We start from the raw sequence: 14,115 nt of genomic DNA, 5'->3' as shown, positions 1-14,115 counted from the left end.
CAAACGGGCTTTTCAACCCTGCCTTTGGTCGGGATAAACGGGGTAGCAATCAGGGTGGGTGCGAGTGACACCAAAAGAACAGGGCCGGGTGTTGCCACCCGGCCCTGCGTCATCGGTAAGCGGATTACCCTTTCTTGGGAATGCAGCCGCTGATGCCGGAGCTCTGCAGCTTGCCGTTGGCCGCGTCGGCGGCCGCCTTGCCGTTGAAGGGGCCCACCATCACCTTGTAGACGGTGCCGTTGGCCGTGTTGACCACCTGCAGGCTGGAAGAGAGACCGGCGGTGAAGGCGATACGTGCCTTGAGCGACTCTGCGGAATCCTGCGAGCGCAGAGCCGCGCACTGCATCATATAGCGACTGCTGTCGGCGGCTGCGGTCTGGGCTGGTGGGGTAGCCGCTTTGGCCTTGGCTGCTTCGGCCCGCTCCCGCTCCAGCTCGGCACGGATCTCCCGCTCCATCCGTTCTCGTTCGGCCTGGCGATCGATCACCTGTTCCCGAGCGCTGGCAACGGGCGCACCGTTGTCAGGCGTTGTCGCCGGATTGGTCTGATAGGGTTTGGACTGGCCGATGGGCGTCCCCGGTTGGGGAATGTCGGTCGGTACCGGTTGCGGCAGCTTTTCCGGCTGCAGGGTCAGAGTATCGGCGGGGGGCGGTGGCAGTACGCCCGGCTGGGGCGGTGGCTCGATAACATCAACCTGCTTGTTCTCAAGCCGTTCGATGTAGCTCCACTTCTCCTGTGGCAACCCGTTGTTCTGTGGTTTTGGCTTGTTGGCCTTTACCTGCTCTTCGATGGTGGGGGCGTCGCTGCCCTTGCCATTGATCATGTAAAGGAAGCCACCAAAGCCTGCCAGCAGTGCCACGACCAGCAGCACTGGAATAACAGGAAAGCGGCGAGGGGCCGCTTTCTTGGTATTGCGGCCACCCGCCCGACGTCGCGGGCGGCTGCCGACATAATCCCGGGTTGCCATCTATTACATGCGCTCCAGGGTATGGATGCCCAGTACGCCGAGGCCCAGTTTCAGTACCTTGGCGGTGGCGGCGCACAGCAGCAGACGGCTCTGACGGGTTGCCTCGTCCACGCCATCCTTGTTGATCGGGCAGGCTTCATAGAAGGTCATGAAGTTGCCTGACAACTCGTACAGGTAGGTACAGAGCAGGTGTGGCATGCCTTTGTCGGCCACGCCATTGACCGCGTCGGAGAACTGGATCAGCTTCTGGGCCAGCACCTCTTCGGCCTCTTCGTTCAGGGTCACGTTGCCGGTCAGCGTCTCGGCATCGATGTTGGCCTTGCGGAAGATGGACTGGATACGGGTGTAGGCGTACTGCAGGTAAGGGGCAGTGTTGCCTTCAAACGACAGCATCAGATCCCAGTCGAAGATGTAGTCGGTAGTACGGTTCTTGGAGAGATCCGCATACTTGACCGCGCCCATGGCGATGGCGTTGACCACATTGGCCTTCTCTTCGGCAGAGAGGTCGCTGTTGCGGCTCTCCAGCAGCGCAGCGGCGCGCTCTTCGGCTTCGTTCAGCAGGTCAACCAGCTTGACGGTGCCACCGGAACGGGTCTTGTAGGGACGACCATCCTTGCCCAGCATCATGCCGAAGGCGTGGTGCTCAAGCGGCACGGATTCCGGCACATAGCCCGCCTTGCGGGTGATGGTCCAGGCCTGCATCAGGTGCTGGTGCTGACGGGAGTCGATGAAGTACATGACACGGTCGGCGCCCAGGGTTTCATAACGGTATTTGGCACAGGCGATGTCGGTGGTAGTGTAGAGGAAACCGCCATCGCTCTTCTGGATGATGACGCCCATGGCCTCGCCATCCTTGTTCTTGAACTCGTCCAGGAAGACAACGGTGGCGCCTTCGCTCTCGACCGCCAGCCCCTTGGCTTTCAGGTCGGCCACGATCTCCGGCAGCATGTCGTTGTACATGGACTCGCCCATGATGTCCTTGTTGGTCAGGGAGACATTCAGGCGGTCGTAGTTGATCTGGTTCTGTTCCATGGTCATGTCGACCAGCTTCTTCCACATGGTACGGCAGTACTCGTCGCCGCCCTGCAGCTTGACCACGTAGTTACGGGCGCGCTCGGCAAAGGCTTCGTCTTCGTCGTAGCAACGCTTGGCCTGGGTGTAGAAGGCTTCCAGATCCTTGAGTGCCATGTCGCTGGCGTGTTCGTTGGACATCTTCTCCAGATAGGCGATCAGCATGCCGAACTGGGTGCCCCAGTCGCCGATGTGGTTGGCACGGATCACTTTGTGGCCGAGGAATTCCAGCGCGCGCGCAGCTACGTCACCGAGTACGGTGGAGCGGATGTGGTGCACCGCCATCTCTTTGGCCACGTTGGGGGCGGAGTAGTCCACCACCACGGTTTGTGGCGCGGGCAACCGTACGTTGGCGTTGGCAGAGGTCACCATGGCCTCGACCTGACCGGCCAGCCAGCGCTGGTCGAAGAAGAAGTTGATGAAGCCGGGACCGGCGATCTCGACCTTGGCGATCAGGTCGGAGGCAGGCAGGTGCTCGATGATGGCCGCTGCCAGCTCACGGGGATTCTTGCGGGCCGGTTTGGCCAGCAGCATGGCCAGGTTGGTAGCCAGGTCGCCGTGAGCTTTTTCCTTGCATCGGTCTACTTGCACGCGGGCTTCCAGGTCCGCCGGCAGGACGCCTGCTGACTTGAGATTGGCTACCGTTTGTTCAAGTAGATGATGAATATGCTCTTTCATAACTGACCACCAAGGTTGCGCGTCGAAAAATGACTGATATATAAGGGCGTGAATTTTACCCGCATCGGCCCGAGAAAACTATAGGGATGACCCGCCGCTCGCTGTCGGGCGGATATTTCACTGCGTTTGGCACCATATTCCAGAATATTGGGCGGAAATTACGGTGCTTATCCATTTCTACTGCATATCGAAGCGGCTTGTCCAGGCTATTTTCCCCTGATTGTTAAGGGTTTTTCCTTTCCGATGACGGGAATGATCTCCTCCCTCTGGCCCGGCGTATCAACAGGGGTTCCCAACCGAGGAGTTTGCGATGCGACTGGCGCTGTTTCCCCTATCTGCCCACCTGCTGCCCGGCGGCGTCATGCCGCTGCGGATCTTCGAACCGAGATACCAGCGGATGATTGCCGAGGCGGGGGAGCCCGGCTTTGCCCTCTGCATGGTGGACCCTCGCCAGCCCGACGCCCTGCGCAACATGCTGCCCATCGCCACCCGGGTCACCATCATCGATTTCGACCGGCTGCCGGACGGCATGCTGGGGATCACGGTGCTGGGGATGGAGCGGGTGCAGATAGAGGATTTGTGGCAGGAGCCCGATGGCCTGCGTATCGGCGAGGTGACGCCGCTGACGGCCTGGCCGCCCCGCCGGCTCCATCCCGATCAGCAACCGCTGGCCGAGGCATTGCGGGAGGTGTTTGCCGACTATCCCGACTATGCCGCCCTCTATCCCGCCCCCTGCTGGGACGATGGCAACTGGGTGGCCCAGCGCTGGCTGGAGGTGCTGCCGATCCCCCCTGAACAGAAACAACTGCTGCTGGCCGCCGCCGACAATCAGCCCGCCATCGCTCTGCTCAAGGGGGTACTGGTGGCCAGCCACTGATTTTTTCCTGACCCGCTGATCCGCCACTGCCGCAGCGCCGTACAAATCATCACCACAGCATGTTCGACAGCACACCAAAGGGATGGCGCAATGGCATATACTGGCCAACCACACTCGACCATACGCAGGACCTCGCCCGTGATGGATAACCCGGATGGCGACCTCAAATCTCTGCTGATCAGGGTGGCAGAGCAGGCCGACAAGGCTGCTTTTGCCCGCCTGTTCCAACACTTTGCGCCGCGTATTCGCAGCTACGGCCTGCGCCACCTCGGCAGCGAAGCCAACGCCATGGAGCTGGTGCAGGAGACCATGCTGCTGGTGTGGCAGAAGGCGCGTCTCTACCACCCCGAGAAGGGGGCGCCGACCACCTGGATCTATACCGTGATGCGCAACCAGTGCTTCGACATGCTGCGCCGTCGTCGCGCCAGCAAGGAGGATCTCTGTGCCGAGGAGCTGTGGCCGGTGCTGGAGTTTCAGGCCGAAGAGGAGCACCTGAGCGGGGGGGAAGATGCGGTGCTGACCCGTCAGATGGCCCATTATTTGGGCACCCTGCCGGAGCCGCAACAGCAGGTGGTGCGTGGCATCTATCTGCAGGAGTTCTCCCAGCAGGAGTTGGCGGAGCGACTCGGCGTGCCACTCGGCACCATCAAGTCCCGCCTCCGGCTGGCGTTACAGAAACTGAAAGAGCAAGTGGAGCAAGGCCATGATTAAAGCCCATCCGACCGACCCTATGCTGCGTGCCTTCGCCGCCGACGAGCTGCCTCTGCCGCTGGCGGTGGGGCTCTCCGCCCACTGTGAACTATGCCCCGATTGTGCTGCCCGACTAAAGACATTCGAAGAGGAGCTGGCGCAGCAATATCTTGCCTCGCCAGTAGAGCCCAAGCTGGACTCCCGCGATGAAGTGGGACTGGACGCCGGATTCGACGCCATGCTGGCGGATATTCTGGCCCAGCCGCTGGCAGAGCCCCTCTCCGAGCCAACACATGACCAGCCCCGAGCCCAGCCCGGAGAGCTGGAGGTAGCCGGTCACGCCTACCGTTTGCCACGGGTGCTGGCCCGCTATCGTTCGCCCAAGTGGCGCCATATCGGGGCCATTCGTCAGCAGAGTCTGCCGCTGGACGAGATGGGTGCCCGCGCCAGCCTGCTCCATATCGAAGCGGGCGGTCGCATCCCCGAGCACACCCATCAGGGCTATGAGCTGACCCTGCTGCTGGCTGGCAATATTCAGGATGGCGATACCCTTTACAAGGTGGGAGATTTCATCTGGCGCGATGCTAGCCACTCCCATAGCCCGCATACGCCAGATGGCTGCCTCTGCTACACGGTGCAGGATGCGCCGGTGCAGTTCACCAAGGGGCTGTCGCGGCTGCTGAATGGCATCAGCCAGCACCTCTACTGAGCACCATGACGCCATAGAAAAAGGGACCAGATTGGTCCCTTTTTTCATTTGATTGCTGGTTGCCGGTCAGGCGACAAACACCAGATAGACGGCGAATGCCACGATAAAGCGGTAGATAGCGAACGGGATAAAGTCGATGCGGCGGATCAATGTCAGGAAGGTCTTGATCGCAAACATCGCTACCACGAAAGCGGTGATAAAGCCCACGGCAAACATCGGGAAGTCGGCCATCGAGAGAAAATCGCGGCTCTTGTAGAGATCAAGCCCGCTGGCCGCCACCATCATGGGCACCGCCATGATGAAGGAGAACTCGGCGGCGGCGTGACGGCTGATCCCCATCAGCATGCCACCACTGATGGTGGCGCCGGAGCGGGAGAAGCCGGGCCACAGGGCCAGACACTGGAACAGACCGATGCCGAACGCCTGCTTGTAGCTGATGTCATCAAGGGTTTCAGCTGTGACGGCCGGGCGGAACTTCTCGGCGATGATGAGCAGGATGCCCCCCGCGACCAGCGCGTACATCACGGTCTGTGGACCAAACAGGTTGGCCTTGATCCAGCTGTGGATGGCCAGACCGACCACGATGGCGGGCAGCATGCCGAGGATGACGTGGATCAGCGACAGGGTGGCGTGATCCCGGGACGGCTTCTGGCCGAAGTGGATGCCAATCAGGCCAAACAGGCGGCGCCAGAAGACGGCGACCACGGCGAGGATGGAGCCAAGCTGGATCACCACTTCGAAAGTGGCAGCCTTGGGCCCTTCAAAGCCCAGCAGATGGCCGACGATAATCATGTGGCCGGTGGAGGAGACGGGGAGGAACTCGGTCAGCCCCTCGACGACGCCCAGAATAAAGGCGACCAGCAGGCTATAGGTGTCAGTCATCGAACAAACAATCCTTAACTTCGTTGATGTAAAACGCCCCGGGAGGGTCTCGGGGCGGCTTATCTTGCTCGATAGTGACTGCTGAGGCTATGTAAAAATCATGAAACCTTTAAGTCAGTCGCGGATAAAACGGTAGCGGGTCTGGTGGTGATAACGCTCGCTAGGCAGCAGCCAGGGGTTGCCCAGCTCGGGCCGATTGGGGCTGTCCGGCAGCTGTTGCGCCTCAAGACAGAAGCCGTCGTGATCCCCGAGTGCCAGCCCCAGGTTGTATGAATGCTCATCAGTTCCTTTCGTTACGCAGCTTGAGCATCAGGACGGCGCAGGCCAGAGCGAGAGTGATGCTGTTTGCTATGGTGATGGGCATGTCGTTAGTGCGCAGGCCGTAGATCAACCATAGAAGTACGCCACAGCTGAAGGCCAGATACATATTGGTTGAGATGGCCCTGGTTTCTTGGGTCTTTATTATGTGTATAACTTGCAAGGCAAAAGATCCTGTGGTCAGAAAGGCTGCACAGAGACCGAGGTTGGCGGTGTCGAGCCAGAAAACCAGAACGCAGAGAGCGATTTGCACAATAACGATATTGTGCCAGAAATAAACCGACAAATTTGAACTCCTCAAAGACCAATGGAGGCAATGGATATTTATTATCGTGTAATATACTTCAGCAAAAGTTTACCCAGTGGCTTTCGATGATTCATGTAACTTATGTTGATTGCTTTTCCTATGCGCAATGCAACGAAAGAATAATTTATCAATCATTGTAGTTTTCATGTTCTTGAATGGAATTTGCCAGTCAAGTTGAATGGATAGAGGCGCTCAATTCGACTGGCGTATATTTTATGGTAAAGCATTCATTGTTTTTATGTTAAAGAGACGAAATGGAACGCCATTTATTTAGAGCATGACGTACTTTGGCGTGCTTATCTTCGGTGAAATTGTAGCGGGTCATGATCATCACCCGTAATATGCTACCCAATATCGGCACAAGTGATATACAGATAAATAGTCCGTCCATCGTAGCCTGAGTCTGTGCCGCATTCGGTTGATAGCCAAGCCAGATCAGCAGGGTACCGGAAATACCACCTGCGATGGCCCAAGCCAGTTTGCCGGTAAAGGTCTGCCCCGAGAATGCGATGGCAGCGCAACGGCGGCCAGACTTTAGTTCTGCATATTCGATGGTCTCACTCAACATGGCCGAGATAAGCGGATTGGTGATGACGTTGGCCGCATGGATCAAGGCGAGGAAGCCGAACACCATTATCAGATTGTCGTAGCCTGTCGTATAGAAACCGATGCGTAATGCAATCTCCAGCAGAGTGAGTAGCAGGAAGAGATCACGTTTCCTGAGCTTGCTGGTCAATATCGGCATCAGCATACAGGCCATAGAGGTTGCCACACCGATAGAGCCCATCACCGAGAGCAGCCCGGCATCACCCATGTTGTAGGTGAAGAAGAAAATGTAGAGCCCGGTGGCCAGATTAAAGAACACGTTACAGAAGAAGGCGCCAAGTACATACGCCAACGGTTTGTTGGAACGCAGGACGCGGAAAGAGTCCCTAATGGTGATCTTGTCATTCGGATTGGGCTTGATGCGCTCTTTCATCTGGCTTGCTCCGAGCACCATCAGCGGCAGGGCGATCAGCATCAGGCAGATGGCACCTTCCATGTAGCCCTTGGTGCTGCTGGTTGCAGCAAACAGTTCGGTGAGCTTCGGGAATATGATGGAAGCACTGCCAATGCCGATATTGACGCCCAACATGGCGACGGTTACGGCCTTGGCTCGCTCCTGTGGCTCTTGGCTCATGACCGATGACATGGTCCAGAAAGGTACATCAGACAAGGTGTATATCATCCCCCACGCGATATAGGTGACTGCTGCATAAGCTACCTTGGTGGTCATGGGTAAATCCATGCCAATGAAGCTGAGAGAGGTGATCCCGGCAATCAAGAAGGGAACGAAAAGCATATATGGCGTGAATTTGCCACGTTTGAAATTAAGAGTGTCCATATAACCAGCGATAATAGGATCGTTGATGGCATCCCATACTCTGGCAATGAGGAAAATAGCCCCAGCTGCAGCGGGCGATATTCCAAGGATATCGGTGTAAAAATAGAGGATAAATGATCCCACCAGGCCGAAACTGAGGCATTGCCCGACGGCATAGCTGAAATATCCCACCAGCTCTCTATTGTGTATCTTTTGATCTGTCATCTGCCAACCTTTCCCAACATGAATGTGTTGTGAGGGGCGCCACTAGGGTGGCGTCCTCTTTTGCGTTATGAACGGGTCAATGTGCGGAGCAGTTCTATTTCACTGGCAGAGTAGGGGGTACCATCCTCCTCCAGCAGGTCGTGAAACCAGACCCTGCGGAAATCGGGGTCGATATTGCGAACGAAAGGCCATGGCAGGTGAGTTTGCGTCTTCCCTTTTACCAGACCCCATTGATAGGCACCTATTTTTAACTCTTTGAAGAGTGGCAGTTGTTGTTCCATCACGCTGCCGACATGCCTGGCCAGCCACTCTGTGCAGAGGAGCGGACGGCGATATTTGCTGACCACATCCAGAGAGATTTTCAGCCCCTCCATACGCTGATAGGAGTGGAAAGTGATGACATCCGATAGCTCCATAGCGCGCAGGTCGGTCGGATTAGTAAAGGTGTTTTCCGGAGTAAATTCCGAATCCCCCTGACCGATGCTGTAGGGTGCATGCCACGCGCCGACGGTGAGTGGCTGGGAGGGGTTCTCTTCTCGGGCCCAGACAAAAGCCAACTCCATCAGATAGTGGGCATATGTCTCCAGCGACTCATCGAAACGCACCTCGACATCGCCTTCCGAAAAGATGCCCCTGTTGGTCGGCTCATTGTACAGATCCCAGATAAAGATCCGCTCATCCTGTGCAAATGTACGTATCAGGTCGCGAATATAGTGTTCCACTTCGCGCCATTGGGTCGGGTCAATGACGACATTCCGACCGGGACTGGCCGCCGCCTGGCTATTGTGTACATCTTCCCGAGGTGGTTGCTGGCGGCCCAGATAGGGGTGATCGCCGGAGAAGCCACAGTCATCCATCAAGGTCATCATCACGCGGATATTGTGCTTGCTACACAGGCCAAGGAACTGCTCAATGCGCGCGAGCAGGCCATCCCGATCATGCTGCCAGACGATAAAGGGCAGATTGGTTCGCAGGGTGTTGTAGCCCAGTTTGTTGGCCCAACCCAGTTCCTGGTCAATGATGACTGGGTCGAAGGTTTCTCCCTGCCACATTTCGGTCCAGTTGACCGCTGTGCGGGGGAGATAGTTGAAGCCCAATAGCCAAGGTTGTTTGTTCCACCATTGCCAAGCTCGTTCTGTTGACCACTGTTGTATCGCCATCGGATATCCTTGCAACTAATTATTTAAACTTACAGCAATTAATATTAGCTAATATCTTTAGTTGCAAATCATGAAGGATAGAATTCAGGGATTAGTCACAAAATGAACAAATTTAGGGGGTTAACAGGCATGGCTGGCGAGCCATCTGTACTCGGGACGATAACCGAAACCCCTCTATCGTCCTTGTGGGCTGTTGTGCTGCTTGCTCATGTCCGTCATCATGAGTCATGATAAAAGATAAATAATTAATATTATTATCTGGGCGGTACTGCTCAAACTATGGCCATATCAATGAATAGTAAACGCATCACCATGAGCGCCATCGCTGCAGCTGCAGGTGTTTCCCAATCAACGGTTTCACTGGTGCTCAATGGTTCAACCACCATCAAACTGGCGGAGGAAACGCGGCGTAGAGTGCTTGAAAAAGCGGCCGAACTGGGTTACCAGCATAAGCGAGCTGAACATCTACCCAAGGGACCATCTGCTAGAAAAATAGCTTTTGTTTTCAATGGTCTGACTCCATATGACCCTTTTCTGGATGCGATCAATGCCTGCAATGAACGCGCTTGGGAGGCAGATCGCATGCTGGTTACATTCGATTATCGCAACAGCGCGGAGCTCACCAAGTTGATCGAGCAGGAGATCAATCAGGGGGATTATCTGGGGATGATTTTTGCCTCTTCCATGACACGACAACTTGCCGAGATGGAGCTCTCCCCGCAGGTGCCTACCGTTTTGCTCAACTGCTACCTGGAGGGCAGTGGCTCGTCCGAAAGTTATTCCATCCTGCCTGCCGATAAGCTGGCGGGTTACAAGGTGACGGCGCACCTGTTGGAGCAAGGCTGCAAACGAGTGGCTCTTATTCAGGGGGAGCCATGGATGGAGGCAAATAGTCTGCGGCTGGAGGGGTATCGTCAGGCGTTGATCAACCACGATTTGATACCGGATCCACAATGGGTGCGTGTGGGCAACTGGTCGCTACATGAGGCTTATGAGCAGACTCGGCAACTGCTGGCGCTGCCTCAGCCGCCTGATGGTATCTTCTGTTGCAGTGATTACATGGCTCAGGGTTGTTACCAGGCGATAGCCGAGGCGGGATTGCGCATCCCGGAAGACATTCTGGTGGCGGGCCATGATAACCAGATGCTGGCCTGCGAAATGGAGCCCCCTTTGAGTTCTATCGAACTACCTTACGACGAGATGGGTAAACTGGCGGTGGACACCTTGTTGCAACTGGCCCAAGGAGAGAAGCCCATCGCTTTACTGATGAAGCTGGAAGGGGAGTTGCTGATCCGTGCCTCGACCAGGGGTCAGCCAGTTAACAAAATTTGATCCTCTCTCGATGACCTGTTGCGTAGTGGTTCCTTATGCCACAGGGCGTGCCCATATGTTCCCGTCATGCCTGCCAAGTAGTGTGGTTGGCGGTAAGAATGTAAAGCACATAATGGGTACTCAATGACTTTACCCGACACGAGCAGGTCAACGTCACTCTGAAAGCCATACACCCATCAGCACTGCACGCGGTGGCTGATATCGTAATGATGCCAAGCCGTAGCATGCTTCTTTCTTGGTTGTGATGAATAAGCCGGGCGGGAGAGATGCGACAAAGGGGCGCCTTGACGCGCCCCTTCAGTGGGTCAAGCCATAACCGGAATGAGCCGATAACGGGTTATGTGCTGATAGCGTTCTCCTGGCTCCAACCATGGGTTACCTAATTCTGGACGGTTCGGACTATCTGGCACTTGCTGTGCTTCCAGGCAGAGCCCCTGATAGTTGCCCCAATGTCCCCCCCCGCGTTTTGGGGTGCCAGCCAACCAGTTGCCGGTGTAGAGCTGGACGCCTGGCTGATTGGTGTACATCTCCATACACAGGCTGCCATCCCCTGCCATCAGGGTGGCTTGTGGTGAGGGCGAGGCATCAACAAACAAGAAACAGTGGTCGAATCCCAGACATTTTTTTTGCTGCGCATGGGCCATCCACTGTTCTCCGACCCGCTTGCCATGGCGTAGATCGAATACTCCTTCGACCGGCGCAATACCAAGCGGCAGCGAGTGTTCATCGGTTGGCAGATAGCGGTCTGCATTAATGATGATGTGGTGATCACGCACATCACCACCATCCAGGTTGAAATAGGCATGGCTGGTGAGATTGACCGGGGTCGGAGCATCTGTGGTGGCGCTCAGCTCGATCACCAGATCGGTCTGCTCCAGCCGGTATTCTACGGTGACGTCCAGATTACCAGGGAAACCCTGTTCGCCATCGGCCAGCCGAGTTTGCAGACGGATGCGATCTTCCGCCAGCCCGTCCAGTTGCCACTCCCGGTTGTGCAGAGAGTCACTGCCCCCGTGCAGGCAGGTGGTGCCCTCGTTGGCGTCTAGTTGCCACTCTTGCCCTGCTCGCTCTAGGCGGGCGTTGCCGATACGATTGGCAAAACGTCCTACTATCGCCCCCAAATAAGAGCGTTGATTGGGGTAATCCAGCGGATCACAAGCCAGCAGCACATTGCGATAGATGCCATTGACCGGGATCTCGAGGGCGGTGAGCGTTGCCCCGAAATCGAGTACGCTCAACCGCAGGCCGGCTGCATTCTGCAGATGGAACTCTTTCATGCGATGCCCCCTGCACCGGCGCTGGCGCGGCAGACGTAGCAGTCGGCCTTGAGGCCCGAGATGGCCGGATACTCTGCCTCGACGGCGGCAATCACCTCGGCCACTTTCTCCGGGCGCAGCAGGGCGACCACGCAGCCGCCGAAGCCGCCGCCGGTCATCCGCACGCCGCCATCGGTGCCGATCTTGGCCTTGATGATCTCCACCAGACCATCGATGGCGGGCACTGTGATCTCGAAGTCATCGCGCATGGCGGCGTGCGACTCGGCCATCAGCTCGCCGAGGCGGGTCAGGTCGTGGCTCGCCAGCGCATCGGCGGCCGCCAGGGTGCGGGCGTTTTCACCGACGATGTGGCGGGCACGGCGATAGCAGGCCTCATCCAGCCCGGCTTTGCCCGCTTCCAGTCCGGCCAGATCGAGGTCGCGCAGCGCCTTGACCCCGTAGTGGCGGGCGGCCGCTTCGCACTGCTGGCGGCGGGTGTTGTATTCGCTATCCACCAGACCGCGGCGCACATTGGAGTTGACGATCAGCACCGCCAGATCGGTGGGCATGGGGATGAGGCGAGTCTCCAGCGAGCGGCAGTCGAGCAGCAGGGCGTGGTCGGTTTTGCCGCTGGCGGAGATCATCTGATCCATGATGCCGCAGTTGCAGCCGACGAACTTGTTCTCCGCCTGCTGGCCGTTGAGGGCGATCTCGGCCTGAGTGATGTCGAGCCCCAGCGCCTCTTTGAAGGCCTGACCAATGGCCACTTCCAGCGAGGCGGAGGAGGAGAGCCCCGCCCCCTGCGGCACATTGCCGGAGACCACAAGATCGAGGCCGCGCAGGGCATAACCGCGCTCCTGCAGATACTTCACCACGCCGCGGATGTAGTCGCTCCAGCGTTGGCAGGGGTGGTGTTCAATGGGCTGGTCGAGGTCGAACTGGTCGCGCTGGTTGTCGTAGTCGGCGGCGATCACCTGCACTTGCCGGTCATCGCGCAGGCCGATGGCGACGCAGGTCTCGTAGTCGATGGCGCAGGGCAGCACGAAGCCGTCGTTGTAGTCGGTATGTTCACCGATGAGGTTGACGCGGCCAGGGGCGCGCACCAGCAGATCGGGCGCTTTGGCAAATTGCTCGGCAAAAACGGTGCTGACGCGTTGGCTGGGGGTCATAGGGCCTCCTCATTGGTGTGGCTGGTCTGGTTGTAGTGAACGGGGCTCAGAGCGCGCAGCCGCTCGGCGGCCTGCTCGGGGGTAAGGTCGCGCTGGGTTTCGGCCAGCATCTCGAAGCCGACCATGAATTTGCGCACGGTAGCGGAGCGCAGTAGTGGCGGATAGAAGTGGGCGTGCAGTTGCCACGCCTCGGGGCAATCCGATTTGGGCGGTGCAAAGTGCCAGCCCATGGAGTAGGGGAAGCTGCACTCGAACAGGTTGTCGTAACGGCTGGTGAGCTCCTTGAGCGCTACCGCCAGATCCTGTTGCTGGGCCTGGGTCAGGTTGAGCATGGAGGGGACGTGCGCCTTGGGCAGTAGCAGGGTTTCGAACGGCCAGGCGGCCCAGAAAGGAACCACGGCAAGCCAGTGCTCGGTCTCCACCACGATGCGCGAGCGATCCGCCAACTCCCGCTCCACATACTCCAGCAGCATGGGGCGGCCATGCTCGGCCAGCCAGTCACGCTGGTGCTGCTCTTCGCGGGCGATCTCGTTGGGCAGGAAGTCGCTGCCCCAGATCTGGCCGTGGGGGTGAGGGTTGGAGCAGCCCATGACGGCCCCTTTGTTTTCAAAGACCTGCACCCACCCCCACTGGGCCGACAGCTCGGCGACCTGATCCATCCAGGTGGTGATCACCCCCTCGATGGCGAGCAGCGGCAGCTCGGGCAGGGTCTTGCCGTGATCCGGCGAGAAGCAGATGACCCGGCTGGTGCCGCGGGCGGCTTCCAGTTTCAGCAGGGGATCGCTGGCGCTATCGGCGGCCGGAGTATCCTGCATCAGGGCGGCGAAGTCGTTGGTAAAGACGAAGGTGCCCTTGTAGTCGGGGTTGATGTCGCCAGTGACCCGGGTGTTGCCCGCGCAGAGGAAGCAGTCGGGATCATGGGCCTGTTTGGGGGCCTGACTCACCTTCTCCACCTGTCCCTGCCAGGGGCGTTTGGCCCGGTGGGGGGAGACCAGCACATACTGGCCGGTCAGCGGGTTGAAGCGGCGATGGGGATGATCGACGGGGTTGAACATCATCTCTCCTGAATAAGGTATTGAAAAATAAAGTCGTTTATTACCGGGGAGCAGGC

Annotated in this window: 13 protein-coding genes and 1 pseudogene; 4 read left to right on the top strand and 10 right to left on the bottom strand. The window is 57.9% G+C overall.

The features are described from left to right. Positions 1-124: 124 nt before the first annotated feature. Positions 125-967, bottom strand: a complete 843-nt coding sequence (locus tag G5287_RS08635; RefSeq protein WP_159157858.1) for an SPOR domain-containing protein — start codon at positions 965-967, stop codon at positions 125-127. Between the two features lie 3 nt (positions 968-970). Further along, on the bottom strand, positions 971-2,716 hold the full coding sequence (argS, locus tag G5287_RS08630) for an arginine--tRNA ligase (RefSeq protein ID WP_005355547.1): 1,746 nt from the start codon (positions 2,714-2,716) through the stop codon (positions 971-973). A 310-nt stretch (positions 2,717-3,026) separates the two neighbouring features. On the opposite strand from argS, the gene G5287_RS08625 reads away from it, so the two are divergent. The 3 genes from G5287_RS08625 (at position 3,027) to G5287_RS08615 (ending at position 4,992) form a co-directional block, all read left to right on the top strand. Beyond that, positions 3,027-3,593: an LON peptidase substrate-binding domain-containing protein gene (locus tag G5287_RS08625; RefSeq protein WP_139433473.1), complete on the top strand. Its 567-nt coding sequence runs from the start codon at positions 3,027-3,029 to the stop codon at positions 3,591-3,593. 141 nt (positions 3,594-3,734) lie between these two features. After that, on the top strand, positions 3,735-4,304 hold the full coding sequence (locus tag G5287_RS08620) for a sigma-70 family RNA polymerase sigma factor (protein ID WP_005355542.1): 570 nt from the start codon (positions 3,735-3,737) through the stop codon (positions 4,302-4,304). Further along, complete coding sequence (locus G5287_RS08615; protein WP_421231159.1) at positions 4,297-4,992, top strand: ChrR family anti-sigma-E factor; 696 nt, start codon at positions 4,297-4,299, stop codon at positions 4,990-4,992. Before G5287_RS08620 ends, G5287_RS08615 begins: the two co-directional genes overlap by 8 nt. Positions 4,993-5,058: 66 nt before the next feature. Here G5287_RS08615 and bacA read toward each other — a convergent pair whose 3' ends face one another. The 5 genes and pseudogenes from bacA to G5287_RS08590 all read right to left on the bottom strand — a co-directional run bounded on the left by bacA (position 5,059) and on the right by G5287_RS08590 (position 9,247). After that, complete coding sequence (bacA, locus tag G5287_RS08610; RefSeq protein WP_069527669.1) at positions 5,059-5,874, bottom strand: undecaprenyl-diphosphate phosphatase; 816 nt, start codon at positions 5,872-5,874, stop codon at positions 5,059-5,061. 114 nt (positions 5,875-5,988) lie between these two features. Further along, positions 5,989-6,120 (bottom strand): annotated as a pseudogene (locus G5287_RS08605) (galactose-1-epimerase); the annotation flags it as partial. A 34-nt stretch (positions 6,121-6,154) separates the two neighbouring features. Beyond that, entirely contained in the window at positions 6,155-6,478 is a 324-nt protein-coding gene (locus G5287_RS08600; protein WP_421231158.1) for a SemiSWEET transporter, read from the bottom strand. Positions 6,479-6,740: 262 nt separating this feature from the next. After that, positions 6,741-8,087: an MFS transporter gene (locus G5287_RS08595; protein WP_227341614.1), complete on the bottom strand. Its 1,347-nt coding sequence runs from the start codon at positions 8,085-8,087 to the stop codon at positions 6,741-6,743. 65 nt (positions 8,088-8,152) lie between these two features. Next, complete coding sequence (locus G5287_RS08590; RefSeq protein WP_421231157.1) at positions 8,153-9,247, bottom strand: 1,4-beta-xylanase; 1,095 nt, start codon at positions 9,245-9,247, stop codon at positions 8,153-8,155. A 291-nt stretch (positions 9,248-9,538) separates the two neighbouring features. On the opposite strand from G5287_RS08590, the gene G5287_RS08585 reads away from it, so the two are divergent. Continuing rightward, entirely contained in the window at positions 9,539-10,579 is a 1,041-nt protein-coding gene (locus G5287_RS08585; RefSeq protein ID WP_139408882.1) for a LacI family DNA-binding transcriptional regulator, read from the top strand. Between the two features lie 305 nt (positions 10,580-10,884). Here the strand turns inward: G5287_RS08585 and G5287_RS08580 are convergent, their stop codons facing one another. The 3 genes from G5287_RS08580 to G5287_RS08570 are packed head-to-tail and all read right to left on the bottom strand — an operon-like array spanning position 10,885 to position 14,059. Then, positions 10,885-11,856, bottom strand: a complete 972-nt coding sequence (locus G5287_RS08580) for a galactose-1-epimerase (protein WP_421231156.1) — start codon at positions 11,854-11,856, stop codon at positions 10,885-10,887. Then, positions 11,853-13,004, bottom strand: a complete 1,152-nt coding sequence (gene galK / locus G5287_RS08575; RefSeq protein WP_421231155.1) for a galactokinase — start codon at positions 13,002-13,004, stop codon at positions 11,853-11,855. The genes G5287_RS08580 and galK overlap by 4 nt, the downstream gene beginning before the upstream one ends. Further along, the gene (locus G5287_RS08570; protein WP_323913406.1) at positions 13,001-14,059 is read right to left on the bottom strand and encodes a UDP-glucose--hexose-1-phosphate uridylyltransferase; all 1,059 of its coding nucleotides are present in this window, start codon (positions 14,057-14,059) and stop codon (positions 13,001-13,003) included. Before G5287_RS08570 ends, galK begins: the two co-directional genes overlap by 4 nt. Positions 14,060-14,115 lie beyond the last annotated feature (56 nt).

Origin of the sequence: Aeromonas sp. 603079, assembly GCF_049172135.1 — a bacterium.
GTDB classification, from domain to species: Bacteria; Pseudomonadota; Gammaproteobacteria; order Enterobacterales; family Aeromonadaceae; genus Aeromonas; species Aeromonas veronii.
This window is presented reverse-complemented; position numbering and strand designations above follow the sequence as displayed.

Excerpts from the sequence above, each read along its gene's own strand:
- G5287_RS08625 (WP_139433473.1), top strand. The coding sequence starts at position 3,027 with ATGCGACTGGCGCTGTTTCCCCTATCTGCCCACCTGCTGCCCGGCGGC.
- galK (WP_421231155.1), bottom strand. The coding sequence starts at position 13,004 with ATGACCCCCAGCCAACGCGTCAGCACCGTTTTTGCCGAGCAATTTGCC.
- G5287_RS08595 (WP_227341614.1), bottom strand. The coding sequence starts at position 8,087 with ATGACAGATCAAAAGATACACAATAGAGAGCTGGTGGGATATTTCAGC.
- G5287_RS08635 (WP_159157858.1), bottom strand. The coding sequence starts at position 967 with ATGGCAACCCGGGATTATGTCGGCAGCCGCCCGCGACGTCGGGCGGGT.
- G5287_RS08570 (WP_323913406.1), bottom strand. The coding sequence starts at position 14,059 with ATGTTCAACCCCGTCGATCATCCCCATCGCCGCTTCAACCCGCTGACC.
- G5287_RS08615 (WP_421231159.1), top strand. The coding sequence starts at position 4,297 with ATGATTAAAGCCCATCCGACCGACCCTATGCTGCGTGCCTTCGCCGCC.
- G5287_RS08580 (WP_421231156.1), bottom strand. The coding sequence starts at position 11,856 with ATGAAAGAGTTCCATCTGCAGAATGCAGCCGGCCTGCGGTTGAGCGTA.
- G5287_RS08590 (WP_421231157.1), bottom strand. The coding sequence starts at position 9,247 with ATGGCGATACAACAGTGGTCAACAGAACGAGCTTGGCAATGGTGGAAC.
- argS (WP_005355547.1), bottom strand. The coding sequence starts at position 2,716 with ATGAAAGAGCATATTCATCATCTACTTGAACAAACGGTAGCCAATCTC.
- G5287_RS08620 (WP_005355542.1), top strand. The coding sequence starts at position 3,735 with ATGGATAACCCGGATGGCGACCTCAAATCTCTGCTGATCAGGGTGGCA.
- G5287_RS08585 (WP_139408882.1), top strand. The coding sequence starts at position 9,539 with ATGAATAGTAAACGCATCACCATGAGCGCCATCGCTGCAGCTGCAGGT.
- bacA (WP_069527669.1), bottom strand. The coding sequence starts at position 5,874 with ATGACTGACACCTATAGCCTGCTGGTCGCCTTTATTCTGGGCGTCGTC.